General features: G+C 54.5%; 11 protein-coding genes. 2 read left to right on the forward strand and 9 right to left on the reverse strand.

Annotated features, from left to right (window positions below):
• Positions 1-4: 4 nt before the first annotated feature.
• The 3 genes from ACFIO0_RS14375 to ACFIO0_RS14385 are packed head-to-tail and all read right to left on the reverse strand — an operon-like array spanning position 5 to position 3,020.
• Entirely contained in the window at positions 5-1,252 is a 1,248-nt protein-coding gene (locus ACFIO0_RS14375) for an AAA family ATPase (protein ID WP_390911086.1), read from the reverse strand.
• Positions 1,249-1,890, reverse strand: a complete 642-nt coding sequence (gene prfH, locus ACFIO0_RS14380) for a peptide chain release factor H (RefSeq protein ID WP_390911087.1) — start codon at positions 1,888-1,890, stop codon at positions 1,249-1,251. The genes ACFIO0_RS14375 and prfH overlap by 4 nt, the downstream gene beginning before the upstream one ends.
• Positions 1,887-3,020, reverse strand: coding sequence for an RNA ligase RtcB family protein (locus ACFIO0_RS14385; protein ID WP_390911088.1), 1,134 nt, complete (start codon positions 3,018-3,020; stop codon positions 1,887-1,889). Before ACFIO0_RS14385 ends, prfH begins: the two co-directional genes overlap by 4 nt.
• Before the next feature lie 419 nt (positions 3,021-3,439).
• On the opposite strand from ACFIO0_RS14385, the gene ACFIO0_RS14390 reads away from it, so the two are divergent.
• Together ACFIO0_RS14390 and ACFIO0_RS14395 are read left to right on the forward strand one after the other, a co-directional pair.
• Positions 3,440-4,273 (forward strand): hypothetical protein, encoded by an 834-nt coding sequence (locus ACFIO0_RS14390; RefSeq protein WP_390911089.1) that lies wholly within the window; start codon positions 3,440-3,442, stop codon positions 4,271-4,273.
• A 187-nt stretch (positions 4,274-4,460) separates the two neighbouring features.
• Complete coding sequence (locus ACFIO0_RS14395; protein WP_390911090.1) at positions 4,461-5,075, forward strand: response regulator; 615 nt, start codon at positions 4,461-4,463, stop codon at positions 5,073-5,075.
• A 19-nt stretch (positions 5,076-5,094) separates the two neighbouring features.
• Here the strand turns inward: ACFIO0_RS14395 and ACFIO0_RS14400 are convergent, their stop codons facing one another.
• From ACFIO0_RS14400 to ACFIO0_RS14425, 6 genes are all read right to left on the reverse strand, one after another.
• A complete protein-coding gene (locus ACFIO0_RS14400) occupies positions 5,095-7,800 on the reverse strand; it encodes a DUF6923 family protein (protein WP_390911091.1) in 2,706 nt (901 codons plus the stop codon).
• Positions 7,801-7,842: 42 nt separating this feature from the next.
• Positions 7,843-9,255, reverse strand: coding sequence for a nucleotide sugar dehydrogenase (locus ACFIO0_RS14405; RefSeq protein WP_390911092.1), 1,413 nt, complete (start codon positions 9,253-9,255; stop codon positions 7,843-7,845).
• A gap of 213 nt (positions 9,256-9,468) precedes the next feature.
• On the reverse strand, positions 9,469-10,908 hold the full coding sequence (locus ACFIO0_RS14410; protein WP_390911093.1) for a mannose-1-phosphate guanylyltransferase/mannose-6-phosphate isomerase: 1,440 nt from the start codon (positions 10,906-10,908) through the stop codon (positions 9,469-9,471).
• Positions 10,909-11,098: 190 nt separating this feature from the next.
• Positions 11,099-12,682 (reverse strand): glycosyltransferase, encoded by a 1,584-nt coding sequence (locus ACFIO0_RS14415; protein ID WP_390911094.1) that lies wholly within the window; start codon positions 12,680-12,682, stop codon positions 11,099-11,101.
• Entirely contained in the window at positions 12,669-14,093 is a 1,425-nt protein-coding gene (locus ACFIO0_RS14420) for an HlyD family efflux transporter periplasmic adaptor subunit (protein ID WP_390911095.1), read from the reverse strand. The genes ACFIO0_RS14415 and ACFIO0_RS14420 overlap by 14 nt, the downstream gene beginning before the upstream one ends.
• Positions 14,094-14,211: 118 nt before the next feature.
• The gene (locus tag ACFIO0_RS14425; RefSeq protein WP_390911096.1) at positions 14,212-16,773 is read right to left on the reverse strand and encodes an ATP-binding protein; all 2,562 of its coding nucleotides are present in this window, start codon (positions 16,771-16,773) and stop codon (positions 14,212-14,214) included.
• Between the last annotated feature and the right edge of the window lie 5 nt (positions 16,774-16,778).

Consider the following 16,778-nt stretch of genomic DNA (forward strand, 5'->3'; position numbering starts at 1 on the left):
CCATTTATTCGGCAGCTACCCCATTAAATTTAGACAACAAGCCTGTCGCAAGTGCCGCCCTGGATGGATCAGAACTGTTTGCCAACAACCAACCCTGAATTTCGGCAGGACTAGTTTTCTGTGATCCCAATCGCGTTTGGAATTGTGTGGCGAGCAACGCCTCATTCGGGAAAAACCGATCAAACAACAGTTTCGCAGTCGCAGAATTCACCAAACCCAATTCGGTGTGCACATCAGCGCGGCCAGGTCGGATCAAAGCCGGGTCCAATCTGTCCTTATGGTTCGTCGTCATGATCAACGCGCGCCCCTCTTGCGCGGCAACACCGTCAATAGCATTCAAAAGCCCGGAAAAGCTGATGCCTGAACGCTTTTCTCCGACCGAGCGTTGCGTAAACACAGCGTCGACATCTTCAATTGCGATCAGCGAACGTTGCGGCGTGCACATCATCGCCTCTCGAAGATCATCATCCGACAGCGTCGCTTTGCCAACGTCCAAATTGGCAATGTCCAACGATAGTTCAGATGCGAGTGCGCGGATCAGGCTGGATTTTCCGGTGCCGGGTGGGCCGTGAAACAGGTAGCCAAGTCGCCACGGCACACCACGTTCTGCGTACCAATCACTGGCAGAATAGAACCATCGCATGTCATCGAGAACGCGCTGGACGCGACCGTCATCCACAACGACAGTGTCCATCGACCGGCGCGGAATATCACCAGCGTTATCCCAGTAGTCCCCCTTCAGAATGTGCCGCCCCGGACCGACGCGGTCTTTGGACATTGCGATTTGTCGTCCGGTTTCGATCCACCCAAGCAGCGTCGAGACATGGCCGAACAGCACTGTGACATGCAGCGTTTCCATCGGACGTTGATTGTGAGACGCCCCGACTTTGGACCTGTCGTTGATCTGTCGTTCAAGGCAACAAATTCTGCCGTGGGTCAGAAACCAATGGTGCCCCGGCGCCGGCGCATAGCCCTTTGTGCCACTGGCCCATCTTCCATCGGTCATCCGCACGTGACGCGATTTAGACAGCACATTATTGTGTTCCATCCAGATGCAAAAATGGCGGTATGCCACGCTACGATTATCAAGCGTCAAACTGACCCAAACGCGGCGCATGATCAGTTGATAAAACGCAATTGCAGCAACGCGCAATGCGGCCACTGCAATTCCAAATGCACCCAAAGCTAGACCTCCGGCGAAAAAGTCGCTCTGAACGGCATCCGTCAGGAAACTATCGAACATATCCATCATCGACATCGTTCCTCACGAAAGGTCGCACCCCTAAAACTACGGATCGGATTGCCGCGTTCCAATGTGGTATGCAGCTGGTTTTGGTCGCTTTTTTGCGCCTCGTAGTCAGCGGCAGCTTGGGCATTCACCAGAATCTGAAGACGCTCAAGTGCCAAGGATTTGTTGCTATGTTGTGACCGCATTTCGCGCGCAACAGCCGTCAATCCGGTTGGTCGATGCGTTGCGCGCACTGCGCTGTCAGTGGTGTTCTGGTGTTGCCCACCGGGGCCGCCCGCGCGAAAGCTTTCGAAGACGACATCGACGGGCTGCACTGTGGTGGTCGCGACCGCGCGGTGCGTCAGCTGAAAGACTCCAACAAACCAGTTAGCGCGTTTGTGGTGCGGACGGATCGTGCTTTTGGACCGCCACCGGATCGCCCCACACCAATGTTTGGCAAACCCGTCACCGCCTGCGCCGTGCACCACAATCACAGCAGATTTCACGCCGTGTTTTGACCGCGTGGCACTGACATCCAGATCAAGGCCGATCGTTTCAGCCTCGTCTTGCATCAGCTGCAAAACACCCGCCACCGCTTGCGTGCATTCTGCTGGCCCGTTGCCACTGCTGATCAGAAGGGAAATGGACAGATCCTGTTTCATGACCGGCCTCCTTCTCGGGTTTTCTTAAAGGTCAAAAGTGGATGGAACTGCGCGACTGATTTTGCCGCGCCCATTGTGTCCAAATCCGCCACCACACTGAGCGATGATTTGTAAGCCAGCGGTGCTTCTTCGATCAGTAAATCGCGATCTTCACAAATGATGCGACCACCAAAAGACGTACGTTGCATCGCCTCGATGTCGGATCGTTTTGCCCGAACCCGACCATGCATCGAGGATCGGTCATAGCGTCGCCCCGCCCCGTGTGCTGTCGACAGCAAGGCGTCTGGATGTCCCGCTGGCCGCAACAGATAGCTCGGTGTTGCGCGCGATCCAGCCAAGGGCACCAGACCAGAAACCGCACGCGCCGCCCCTTTTCGGTGCAACCAACCGCCGCATTCTTGGGTCAGCAGATTGTGCGGCGCATCAACGATCAATTCCAGATCTGTCCGCAGTGCTTCGCCCGCCCGCTCAGCAATGATTTGACGGTTGAGGCTGGCCCAAAGAACGGCTGTGTCGTGGTGGCGCACGTAGTCTTGTGAAGCGATCTTGTCTGGATCCATCCCGGAAAACGCGCCCGTCGGGACAGCCCCTAGAACCGCGTTGCCCAAACCCCGCGATCCCGAATGCACCAGCAGATACAGCGCGGATTTGTCCAGATCAAGGTCAGCGTCACATTCAGCCAAGGTTTGAATTTCGCAAAAATGATTGCCGCCGCCGATCGTACCGAGGGATGTCGCGAACAGATCCGGTGCGAAGCCAGCTTGTTCGAACCGATGGCGCGTGCTGCCCGAAAAAGGCGCGCTTAGTACACGCATCCGGCGCACCGCTTTTTCCATTTTGAATTTGCGCACAGGCAAATCCAACCGGAACAACGACATGCCGCAACCGATGTCGTTTCCGATCAACTGCGGATAAATGCGATCCGCCAAAATAGTGCAACCAACCGGCCCGTATTTACCGGGGTGCAGGTCAGGAAATGCCGCGATTTGACGGACCCCAGGCCATCCGGCGACCTGTTCAAGTTGTTGTTCAGCGCGGCCTTCGACCCAAGCTGTAGATGTGTAGAATTTAGTGATGGTGCCGCCGCTGCGCACAGCAGACGAACGACCATCCAAGACAGAATTGCCCATGGCGTAATACCCAATTTTCATAGTGTAGAAATGCTGACCACAGTGTCAGCGCATAAGATCCCACTCGGCCGGTTTGCGGCTTAGGCGGTGATCTGCCCCTGGAGGGCGTTGCGATAAATAGTCATGTTTTGCCCTTTCTTTGCTGGGGTCTGAATTGGGTCTCTGGGACCGTCCGGAGGTGTCACTTAGATCTGCATTAAGATTCTGACAAACGTTGATTTGCTCTGTCCAGCACTCTGTGGCCGATCCGCAACAGGCTTCGGGCCGCACTGGGCACCTTTGCCAAACACCGTCTGTCACGTTGCACGATCTGGCTTGTTTTGCGGCGCAAGCGACGGAATTCCGCACCTCTCACGTTGTAGTTACAGCAAGGCAAGATGGTACCGAGGCATCATCGCCCCCGTTGGTAGGAACCCAAAATGTCCAAATTGAAACACATAATTTCCCCGCTTACTTTGGTCAGTGCACTGGTCGCGCCTGCGATCGGTTTCGCGCATCCGGATCTGGAGGTTTTCCACCCGAACACATTTGCCGAGCAACCAGTCACCGTCGATTGCACGCTCGAAAATGGCACCGCGGCAGTCTGCTACGAGATCGTGGTAAACTATCGACCCGCAGGCGTGAACATCGGGCCGTTTTGCCCCACAACTGTGGCAAACAAAGGCGGTATTTGGGACTGGACCGGAGAGAACGCCAAGCTGTACCGCGTTGACGAAACATTTCCGCAGATGCTGGACGATTTTGGCTATCGGTTTTTCAACGACGACGGAGCGGTTCACACGGTCAGCATCGCAACAGAACGACCAACGGCAGATCACGCATGCATCAATGTGTCCCCCGACGACACTGTGAAAATGACGATGCGCCTTCCGGTGACGCCGGTTGTGGCTGAAACGCCGGACACATGCCGGCGCTGGACACCTGTGGCGGGCATATTGACCCAAGATAGCTCTGCCCTATTCGGGTACGCGTTCGACGGGTTTCCGGTGTTTGGCAGCCGCGAAATGGGTGGCGCGATACGGCTTGCCGACGACACGGGCAGTGAACAGCGGCGCCCGGACAATGGCCAACCACGCGGAATCCCCCGCGGTTTTGATGAGGCCGCCGCCACCCTTGGCGTCACAACCGAAAAGCTGATGCGCGCGCTGGAAACCCCGCAAGGCGGTCGTCCGGACCTTGCCAAAGCTGCGAAAACCCTCGGTGTACCCGAAAGCCGCCTGCGCGAAACCCTTCCGCCCCCACCGGGGCAATAAATGCGGCCAAACAGGTCTACGGTTTTACTGGCGGCGGTTTCTTTCGCATCATTGTGATCGCCGCCGTCTATGCGGTTGAGCAAAACAAGAGCCTACATTTCATCTGACCGAACGCCCCCACGCGCAAAATGGTTCCCATCGCAGACCCAAAGTGATAATTGTTGCGTAACAACTCAGTGGGGAACATGTGAGAATTCTATTAGCTGACGACCACGATTTGGTTCGTGAAACGATCGCTGCATTTCTTGAAAGTGATGGCACGTTTCAGGTGGTTCAATCCCCCGATTTACCAAGTGTTGAAAAAGCGCTGATGGCGCATGACCCGTTTGATTTGGTGCTGCTGGATTATGAAATGCCAGGCATGAACGGCCTAGACGGGTTGGACAAAATCCTAGAGGCCACGCGACCGCGCCCTGTGGCCCTTATCTCAGGCTCGGCTAACAAAGACATTGCAGAACAAGCGCTTGAACGGGGTGCCGCGGGTTTTCTTCCCAAAAGCATGGCGGCAAAGTCGCTGGTAAACGCAATTAAATTCATGGCGATGGGCGAGAAATACGCACCTATTGATTTCATGACCCAAGAGGCAGAAGTAACAGATCACCCGTTGAAAAAACTGCTGACAGAACGTGAATTCCAGGTTCTCTCTTGTTTGACCCGCGGCCTCGCCAACAAAGAAATCGCGCGTGAAATCGAGCTTCAAGAAGTTACGATCAAGCTGCACGTCAAAACCTTGTGTCGCAAGCTTGAGGCCAAAAACCGCACCCACGCTGCCATGATTGCAAAAGAGGCGGGCCTGTTCTGACCCGCCTCTCTTTGTTGTTTTACAGCTGCAAGCCGTCCAGCACTTGATCAAAGAACTGATCTTGCAAATCGGCGTGATCAATCAGATTGATAGTCAAACCACCCAGATCAATTGTGACGCTGTTGTCGGCGTTTTGGTTGATGTGATCGCTGATCCAATCGGCTGACGACGAACCATCGCCCAACACATCAAAACTGCGCAGATCGAGGCGGTCGTTTTCGGACCCATCGTGCGTGTAGTCGCGCAGCGTGTCGGTGCTGTTGTTGGCATCAGACGTGCGGAACACAAACCAGTCGGTGTCCGCCCCGCCCCAGATGTCGTCAGACCCTGTGCCAGACAAGATTTTGTCGCGGCCGGTTCCGGCATTAATCACGTCGTCGCCGTGCCCAGCGTTGATGTAATCGCTGCCTTGGTCGCCGTTGATCACGTCATCGCCGTTGCCGCCGTACAGCTTGTCCTTGTCACCGCCGCCGTTCAGCGTGTCGTTGCCCGTGCCGCCCTTTAGAACGTCGCGTGCGCCTTCACCTGACAAAACGTCGTCGCCAGAGCCACCGATGATGCTGTCGATACCGGACCCGCCGGTCATGTTGTCATGACCCGACCCGCCGTTCAGCGTGTTGTTACCCGCCACATCAGTCAGCGTGTCGTTGCCGGTGCTGCCATTTAGCACGTCATTGCCGGTGCCGCCGATCAACAGGTCATCACCGATGCCGCCGTTCAGCAGATCGTCACCCGCGCCGCCATCTAGCGTGTCAGCGCCTGTGCCACCCGCCAGATCGTCCAGCCCTTCGTCGCCAGACAATGCATCGTCGCCCGATCCGCCAATCAGCTGATCATCGCCCGCGCCGCCATTGGCCACGTCGTTTTCGGACCCAGACGCAAGGATATCGTTGCCCTCGCCCCCGTTCAACGTATCAAGGCCAGATCCACCATTCAGATCGTCGTTGCCTGTGCCGCCATCAAGAATGTCGTGGCCAGACCCGCCGTGAATGATGTCGTTTCCGGCACCGCCAAACAGCTCATCGTTTTCTTCGGGCAACAAGTTACCGTCGCCGTCGTAGCGATTGCCGAATTCGTCGTAGGTGTAGATCGTGACAGGCGAATTTTGGCCAGAGTTGCCACCAAAAAGTTCGTCGTCGCCTTCGCCGCCAATCAACGTGTCGTTGCCGCTTTGGCCTGCGATAGTGTCTTGGCCAATACCGCCATCAGATTGATCAGCACCGCTGCCGTTTTCGATGGAATCGTCATAGCTGTCGTCGGCATCCGGTACGACGGTAACGTCCAGATTGCGGATCAAGACCGATGCACTAACATCGATTTCAGCAAAAGGATCAGCAGCGCGCGGATCGGATGTGCCGTCATTCGAGGAAGACCGTGGGCTGGTTGCGACCAGTTCAAGATACACCGTTCCTGTATCGGAGTTCGTGATCACACGGTAGATGCCGCCGGCGCTTGCGGTTGCATCGTTCATGTCGTGATCGCCACTGTTGCCGGCCACGTAGAAATTGCCGTCGGCATCCTGGATCGCAGCACCAAATGACATGGCAGGCACGCCGTCATGCATCACGCCGTCGATCAATGTGCCGGTGACGTCCATGGTTTCGAACGTCGGTTCACCGCCCTCGGCGACAGCCGCCACGTTGATCACATACATTCTGGCGTTTTCGCCCTCAGCACTTGGCCGTGTCACGCCACAAAAGCTTTGGGATACCGCGTCAAATGCCACGTCCCACAACTGATCAGTGATCATGTCCTTTGGGAACTTGAACGTCTTGGTTGCCACGTCGCCGTTTGCATCCACGTTGTCGACATCGATCATCGTCATGCTGTCCATGCTGGACTGAAAGGCCCACAGGTTGCCGTTGGAATCAAAGTCACCCGTCCATGACCGGTAAGGCGTTGAGCCAATTTTGTAGCTGTCGCCAACCGCATCCAACATCACCAAATCGGTTTTGATGACTGCGTTCCCAAGGCTGTCGACGCCGTCGCCAACAGCCACACCGTAGATCAAGTTGTCTTGGACGTTAAAGCCGATTGCGTTCACTGTGACTGTCGCCTGGCTGCCGGCAACGGTGTAGGTTCCCTCGACCGCATCAAAGACTTGCAAGGTGCCGTTGATGACTTGGTAGATGCCGGATTGGCCGGTTGCAAAGGCTTTGACTTCGACCGTTTCGCCACCGATGTCCTTGTCCTCTAGCGTGTAGAAAATCGGGCCATCCGTGTTCACTACGGGGCCAGATGTGCCGGTGCTGTCGATTGATCGAAAGGTCAGTTCGCCTGAGCCATCCACACCCTCGAATGTGATGCCGTGGGGCGAAAACGTTGCACTGTTTGTGTCAAAGCTGTCGATGATTTCGCCGTTCCAAAGAACCTCGACTGCACCGCTGACAGATTGCGCGCCGTAGTTGGCAGCCAAATCAAAGCTGATCGCATAGCTTTCGCCCGCTTGCGTGTCGATGGACTGCGTCATGCTGGTGTGGCCGCCGTCTTCGGCCTGAACCGACCACGCGCCAGTTTCGCCGTATTGGGCAAAGCTGGAGGCACCATCCGTACCCGTCAGCAGGTTTTCTGTGCTGAAATCGCCATAAACAACGTCATCGCCGCCGCCTGATGTGATTGTGTCGTTGCCCGACAACCCCAGAAGCAGATCTGCGGTGTTTGAGCCATCCAGCGTTTCGGACACATTGGTGCCGGTTTGCTGGTTCAAAATGTTAGATGTGTTCATGATTTCCTCTTTAAAAACATCACGTTTGGGGAAGGATCAGCATTACCAGCCGATCCCGTTGTAGTTCGCGTTTGGTGTTGTCTGGGCATTGATGCGAACCAGATCGATGACCGGTTTATCGCCCGCATCCTTGATCGCTTGGCGGTACAAATCGTTGGCGTGTGTGACGATCAACGCATCCGCATTGGCCACCACATCAGCGCAATCTGCGCGCATCATGTGCGGCAAATCTTTGGCCAAAGATTGCAGGCCCGCGCTGCCGTGGCGGACGTAAGCCAACTGGCCATCCAGCGGTGTATCAGGTGTGATCGCAGGGTCATGGATCACGACGTTCACGCCTTCGGTATTCAGGGCGGCGATCACTTCGAGGATCGGGCTTTCGCGCAGATCGTCTGTGCCGGGTTTGAATGCCAAACCCAGAACACCTACGGTTTTTGCGCCGGTTTCGCGGGCCATTTCAACTGCGCGTTCGATGTGTGTGGCGTTGGATACCCCAAGGCTTTCGATCATCGGCAGCGAAACGCCGGCTTCTTTGGCGATGTGGGCCACGGCGCGGACTTCTTTGGGCAAGCATGATCCGCCAAACGCAAAGCCGGGTTTCAGGTAGTACGGGGACAAGTTCAGCTTGGTGTCTTGCACGAACACATCCATCACGTCGTGGCTGTCGACGCCCAAAGGCTTGCACAAACGGCCGACTTCGTTGGCGAAACAAACCTTGGTGGCGTGCCAGACGTTGTCGACATATTTGACCATTTCTGCTGTTTCAATCGACGTCACGATCGGGTTTTCATCCACCGCTTCAAATATGCGGGTCATGATGGCAGCACTGCGGTCGTCATTGGCACCGATTACGGTTTTTGGCGGGGCATAGAAATCTTCGACTGCGACACCTTCGCGCAGGAATTCCGGGTTAAAGCAGACGCCAAAATCAACACCAGCCACCTTGCCAGACGCTTCTTCGATAATCGGGGCCATAAAGTTCATTGTGACACCCGGTGGGATCGAGCAACGCATGACGACAACGTGGAAGTCGGTCTTGTGTTTCAGACCCTCACCAATGGCGCGGGCTGCGGCTTCGATGTAGCTGTGATCGCATCCACCATCCGCGCCTGTCGGGGTGCCCACGGACACAAATGTAACGTTGGTGTCGACAACGGCTTGCACTAGATCAGCTGTGGCCGAGATTAGGCCGCCGTCGACACCATCACGCAACAAGCGATCGAGGTCATGCTCGTGGATAGGGGAGTCTCCATTTGCGATGCACGCGACCTTGTTGGTGTCTATATCCACGCCGATAACGTGGTGACCCAAGCTGGACAAACAGGCTGTTGAAACCGCGCCGACATATCCAAGGCCGACCACACTGATGGAGGGTTTGTCATCAATGACATGCAGTGGGGCAAAGGCCGTCTGACCAGAGAGATGGTCATCGAATTGTGGGTGTAAATCAAACATGTGTTCGTTCCTAACTTGTGACTGAACACTGTTTAGCCTGCTGATTTCATTGATTCTATTTCACCAAAGGTTAAAAACAGCATCGTCCGTATGCCGCCACTATCCTTTGGCATAGGGACCCCTATCCTTGTCGGCTTCACCTGCGTTAAACACAAAAAAACGACGCCCGAAGGCGCCGCTAAAGGTGGTGTGAGAGTGCTTGTTGGTCTTGGTTTATGCAGCTTTGTCATCGGTACTGGCACGGGCATAAATGTCCTCGTAGCGCACGATGTCATCTTCGCCCAAGTAGGCACCAGTTTGCACTTCGATCAGGTGCAACGGTACTTTTCCCGGGTTCTCCAGCCGGTGGATTGCACCAAGTGGAATGTATACAGATTGGTTTTCTGAAACGAGCTTCACGTCCTCGTCCACGGTCACATTTGCGGATCCCGCGACCACGATCCAGTGTTCAGAACGGTGCACGTGGCTTTGCAATGACAGCGCTGCACCGGGGTGCACGACGATCTGTTTGACCTGGAACCGTTCGCCCAAAGACAGCGTTTCAAAGTAGCCCCAAGGGCGGTGATCTTTGGGGAACTGTTCAGCTTGTTTGACCTTTTCGGCCTTCAGCATTTTGACGGCTGTTTTGACGTTTTCCGACTTGCTCATGTCAGCCACCAAGACCGCATCGCTCATCGCAATGGCCGTGATGTTGTTCAAACCAATGCCGACTAATTCCAGTCCTTCGGTTTCTGATCGCAGCAGCGTGTTTTCGCAATCAATCGACGTGGTGTTGCCGTGTTGAACAACGCCGTTTTCATCGGCATCGCCAGTTTTCCAAACGGACGCCCAGCTGCCCAAATCGGACCAACCGCAATCCAGTGGGATCACCGAAAGCGTTTCGCACGCTTCCATCACGGCATAGTCGATCGAGATATCTTCGGCTGTTTTGTAGGGTGTTTCGTCAAGCCGGTAGAAATCAAGATCGCGACGTGCGCCTTCAACTGCGCGGCGCACAGGCATCATCAAACGCGGGTACAACACTTCGAATGCTTCGAGAATTTCAGAGACGCGGAACATGAAGATACCGGCGTTCCAAAGGTGGCGGCGCGAGGCAAAGAATTCGTCTGCAAGGTCTTGTTCCGGCTTTTCGACAAACGCCTTGAGCGGCTGTGCAAAAGGCACCGCGCTATTGATCGGATCGAACAATTCCAGATAGCCATACCCCGTTTCAGCGCGGTCCGGCGTCACCCCGAAGGTGATCAGTTTTCCGGCCTCAGCAGCTTGCTCTCCGGCGCGTACTGCTTGTTCGAACGCAGCCTCATCCGTGATGGCGTGATCCGATGGCATAACCAGCATGATCGCGTCTGGTTGGTCTTGCAAACTGAGTGCTGCAGCCAGGATCGCAGGCGCGGTATTGCGTGCTTCGGGTTCGATCATGATTGTTGGATTTTCTGATCCTGCCGTTTGCAGCTGTTCGGCGACGATGAAACGATAATCTGTATTTGTAATGACGATCGGGGCTGCAATGCCCGGGGTTTGAACCCGCTTGACGGTTTGCTCAAACAGGCTGGTGTCACCATGCAATTGCGCAAATTGTTTAGGATAGCTTTTACGTGACAAAGGCCAAAGACGGGTACCGCTGCCGCCGCACAGAATAACTGGATAGATCATGGGTTAACTCCTAACACTCTCACATGTGGCCGTACGTTCATCGCTTGGCCTGTGAATATGTTTAGAGGCCCCGAACGTTTTATTCTTGGTCCCGCAAGGACAGTTTTTATCCCAATGGCATTGTCGTTGTATTCAAAAGGATAGGCAAAGTGTTTTCCGTTAAATTGTTAAAATACAATGTGTTATGAAGTCAAAATAGATGCGGAAGGGCAAGAACATCGATGTAGATGGCCAGTCCGATCAAGAAACCAACCACCGTTGTTATCAGTTGGAACATCGCCGTTGTGTTCTTGATTTTGTCAATCATCGCGGTGCCGCCACCTGCGCTTTGGTTGCCGCGATTAGACCATTTCTGCTTGCTCAAATGAAAGATCATGTAGACCTTAACGCTCGCGTTGATGATCTGGTTAAAGTACAAAATGAACGGCCAAGTAATGTCGGGTGCACGGGCATAGCGAAACAAAAACAGGCACAATAAAGTGCGGCTAAGGACGATCCAAATCAGGCAATGCACGATGTACATAGGTTCGACGAACAGGGTCAGAATGGCCAGCGTCGGGCTAACCAACATCGTCCACATTGCGATGCGCTGATCGACCAAGCACCACCAGATGAACGGTTTTGCGACAAACGGACCCAACGCGATTGCACGTGATCCGTTACGCAACATGTTGCCCGACCAGCGGCGGAAATTCTGGACCATGCGGCCGGTGCCAGACCCTTCGATTTGTTCGATAGTGTAGACGCACGCATCAGGCACGTAGGTCATTTTGGCGTGCTTGGACAACAGGTAGTACCACGTGCTTTTGTCGTCGCCGGACAAAAACCGGAACCGTCCCCACAGCCAGTGATCCAGGTGGTCAGCCTCGATTGTGCGGATGAATTTTTCGTCGATGATGTAGCGTGCGCGAAAGACGCTCATGCGGCCGGTCAGCGTCAAAACCTTATCCGACATCGCATGGCTTTGCATCGCTAATCGACGTTGGGCAAATCGCATGGACAGCCAGTTTTGAATCCATTGCGGGCCATAACAAATCACCTCTTCGTTGGTGGTCAACGCCTGCAAATCGGGATCGGCACCAAACATGGAACAGGTTTTTTCCAGCACATCGATGCCATAGACCGCATCACCATCCATAAAAATCACCAGATCGTCGGGGCCAACGCATGCACGGTTGATCGCACGCAAGATCATGCCAATCGCCATGCGTTTTCCGGGTTGGTTTTGACGCAGAAAAACGATCTCGGCATCAACGTCCACACCTTGGGTCCGCACGAAATCGGTAATTATTTCCTCGTCATAAGACGACCCTGTTCCGATCCAAAGCGTGGTTGGAATGCCTTCGCGCCGGATTTGCCCGATGATAGATCCGATGACCCGCCGCGTGATTGCGGGTTCTTCAAAGTAAGTCGTCATTTGAATGTGCAAATGCTGCGGACGCCATCCTGATTGCCAGACTTTGTTTGCCTTGGCGCGCATTTTCGGGAATTTCGAGCGGGCGAAAATCTCGGCCCGAACAGCGTGCGTGAACCACCATCCAAAGCGCCACAACCCAAGCGATCCAAGCGTGAAAGTGATATTGATCAGGTTCGGATTAAAGAAGTTGTTAGGCCAAAATACCAATGCAGCAATCAACAACGCGATCAAGACTGTGAACTGGGCAATCATCCGGAATGACCACTTGTCAAAGCCCTTTGGGGACGGTCCTGACAAGCTGTTCAACCAGCCATCCAAATGTTTTTCAAAGGCGTGAACTGTTTTAGGCGCTTCCATCTGCGCCCCCGAACCATGACGCAAAAAGGTTTCGTTTCAACCGGATACGTGCCGGTGCATTGCGTCGAAACCACTTGCGGGTTTTCCGAAGACCCGCGTCATCTGCTTTGATCGTCACAACCATCCCGAACTTGTCCGGTTGGGCAATATCCGTGCCGGCCTGAATGTCGGTTACCTGACCCATGATGCGTTTGGATTGACCGCGAAAGACATACGATACGTCGGCGATCATGCCGATGTGCACCGCCGTGGCCATGCTGTCATCGACCCAACCCACAGCAACACGAGGCGTGTTGTCTTCGACCTCGACGATAAGATCATCACGCGCCACATAGTTGCCTTTGAGCGCGTGCACCCCAAAGACGGTGCCGTTGAATTTGGCCCGAACGACCAGTTCGTCAGCTGCAGCTTTGCGGTGGCGCAGTTCGCGTTTCCAGCGCCGCAGATCCAAATCACGCTCGCCGACAGATTCCTCCAGCGTGCCGAGAATATCAAAATACGCCAATGCGTTGATGTCACGACCGCGGTCAAAATCGTACAAGGCACGACGGGCGATTTCGATCTGATCAGGGTAGACCAACAGGTGCGGATCGTTGGCGGCCCAAGGCGTCCACAACACCTGAAAACGCAACCAAAGCGATCTGCGCTGAGCCACGCGTTGCGCGACGTGCTTGGCCACCCGGTCTTGGGCTGTGCGCAAACGTCGCTCTGCCAACAGAACCTCGGCGCGCACATCTTCGACGTCACTTTCGCGGTCAGGATCTTCGATCCGCGCGAGGATATCGCCAGGTTTAACCTGATCGCCAATCGCGACATTGACCCGTGTGATGTAGCCGGATTCAGAGGCTCCGTAGGCAGTGATTGGAGCGACAAAACGGGCATGGTCCAATTGAACATGTGACAGGCGTTGCCAGATTTGACCGCCCAAAAACAGTACCAGAAATGCGGCCGCAGCAAGGTAAAATACCGCGTTCCAAATGATGCGCAACAGTCGGGGCTTGGCCTTGGCGCGGCCTGCGGCTTCTTCTTCTTCGGTCTCGCCCATGGGGACCAGATCAACAGGGGTATCAAGGCTCGCGATCATGTCGCTAGTAGACACCATGCGCCCTGACAAAACGCCCTGATGAAACGCGCCGAGCGTCTCGCGTTGGCGCACCGTCAGGTCCTGGAATGTGTAGTGGCCCGGCGTTTCAGTCGCTTTAAGTCGCGCAGGAAAAGACACTTCGACACCTTGGAACGGGATCGACATTTCAATGTCGCCCGACATGTCACCATGTTCATTTTCCAGCCAAATCCCGGCCAAAGACCAACGGTTTGCAATCACTTTGCATCCGTTCGCTTTGTGTAAATGCAACGGTGCTGTCACTGAAAAAGACAGATCCGGCATTGGACATTCATGACGAATGTTCATTGCATACTCCAGGTTAGAATCGGCGGAATGCCAACGACTATCCGGAATTTATAGGCTTTAATTCATGAACTTATGTGGGCGCAGCGGTTCAGGTCACTGCACCAAGGCATAGGGCGCACTATCCCAAAGTATAGGATTTGGCCTGAAGTGCGGATTGGGTTGCAGGCCATGCCGCCATTACTATATCCGCGTGCTTGTTTGCACTCTCGACGTTCGCAGCTTTTGCCGCCTGTTCCAGACCACGCAAGGCAGATTGGAAATGATGCACACCGATCATCCCAGCCGATCCAATCGATTTATGCACATCTGCCGCCAGCGTCGGCATGTCTCCATCTGACAAAAGCTGTGGGACTTGGGCAAGTAAGCCGGTGATTTCAGCATCAAAATCAGCGATAAGTTTTTGCAGGCGTTCCGGCTGGAGAAGCTGTTCAAGTTCATCAAATGTATCTGCTGCAATTAGCGCGTCGGCCTCATCTTTCCAGATCGCATCTTGCTGCAAATTTTCGTCTTGGACAGCGCGCAACATCGCATTTAGCAGGGTCGCCTGTGCGATAGGTTTGTTCAAAACAGAGTTCATCCCGGAGGCAATAAACCGAGCGTGTTCATCTGCCAAAGCGTGCGCAGTCAGCCCGATAATCTTGGCGTTTTGGTTGGGACCAAAGGTGTTGCGAATGATCTCTGTGGCATCAACCCCGTTCATGACGGGCATGCTGACGTCCATCAAAATCGCCGCGTATTTGCGGGTTTGCGCAAGGTCGACAGCCTCTTGGCCATTGTGGGCCTCGTGCACAACCATCCCGTTTGCCATTAGCATTTCATGCACGATCAGACGGTTGATTTCATTGTCTTCGACCAACAAGATTTCTTGACCTTCAAGTGGGGTCAAATCCACGGCAACCTCTGTGATCTCAGCAGGTTTCTGCGCGGTATCGCTGGTTTTGAATGGCACGACCACGGTAAAGCTGGTGCCTTTGCCAACCTGACTCTGTAGCGAAATCGTCCCGCCCATCATGTCGACCAATTGTTTGCAAATGGCGAGCCCAAGGCCCGCGCCCGAGGCAAAGCGGTCGTAGGATCGCTCTTGGGTGTAAAACCGGTCGAAAACATGCGCTTGATCCTCGGCGTGAATCCCAACGCCTGTATCAATCACGCTAAATTCCAACGTGGATTGTCCGTGCTGATCAAGTGTCGAGTTTGCCCGCAGCGTCACCGTGCCGTTGGTCGTAAATTTCAACGCATTGCTGATCAGATTGTAGGTCACCTGACGCATCCTGCGCTCGTCCATTAAGACAGCCCCCTCTGGCATTTTTTCCAACTGCAGTTTCAGCGTATTGCTTTGCGCATCAGCCGTCGCCTCGTTGGTGGTGATCACGTCCTCAAAGAACTGAGCAAGGTCAAATGTGTCTTCAACCAGCTCCATTTTTTCGGCGTCCATGCGCGAAATGTCCAAAACATCGTTCACATGATGCAGCAAAATATCGCCGGAGCGCTTCGCGATATCCAAGTAGCTGCGTTGCTTCTTGTTGATCTCGGAGTTGCCCAACAATTCGAGCGTCCCAAAGATCCCGTTCAGTGGCGTGCGCATTTCGTGGCTCATCACTGCGAGGAAATTGGATTTCGCTTTCTCGGCAGCCAGCGCTTCGTCCCGGGCCGTTTTCAGGTCTTGTTCGGCGGCGACACGTTCGGTGATGTCCCGCAAATACGAGATGAAAATTGTGCCGCGATGATCGGACGCCATGCCAATGGAAATCTCGACCGGAAACTCTTCGCCTGATTTTCGCAGGGCCGTGATTTCGATCCGGCCTTTGCCAACCAGATGCGGTTCTTTGGTTTTGTTAAAGCGCTCCATCCCCGCGATGTGGGCTGCGCGCAGGTGTTGGGGGATGATCATTTCTGACATGTCCTGCCCCACCGCCTCGCTGGAATCAAAGCCGAAAACGGTTTCCGCCGCCTCGTTAAATTCCAAAATGACGCCGTCCGTATTCGCGACAACAATCGCATCCAAAGACACGTCAAAGGTCGATTTAAGGCGTGCGTTGGCGCGCACAACAGCATCGGATGCTTCGTGACGCAGCCTGTATTGACGCACGATAACAAACAATACGAACCCGAGAAACAGAATGGTCAACAGGCTGACCAAGGCTGCAATCAGCAACAAACGCGCCAGCGACGCGCGTTCAATATCCGAAGTCTGCGACCGCAAACCGATGCCGGTCAACGCAATGGCATGCGCCTCTTCGCGGATCTGCTTGAGTTCATTCACCAGCGGGGTCAAATTTGCCAAAAGCTCTGCGTCGGGGCTGTCGATGATCTTTGCCAGCTTGGTCAAACATCTTTCCAGCGTGCTCAGCTGACTGCTGAAAACCTCGTCTTTGCGCATCTCAAGGAACACCGGCGCATCGCGCAACGTGCTGGTACGGCTGTACAAATTGTCGAACCGGCGACGAATATCGCTGACATCCTGAACCTCTGCTTGGGCAGTCAGCAATGCCTCATCCATCAGAACCAGAACGTCAACTTCGACCTGCGAAAGCGTCCATGTCAGATTGTCGCCCGGTGCCTCGCGCAGTTCGTTCATGCGTTGGGTAATGGCCAGCGCCAAGCCTGCCAGAACGACAATACCTACAAGGATGATCCCCAAAGGCACAAAGCGGCGCACTCTATCATTCTGCTTAAACAAATCGG

Origin of the sequence: Pseudosulfitobacter sp. SM2401, from assembly GCF_042932805.1 — a bacterium.
Classification (GTDB): Bacteria; Pseudomonadota; Alphaproteobacteria; order Rhodobacterales; family Rhodobacteraceae; genus Ascidiaceihabitans.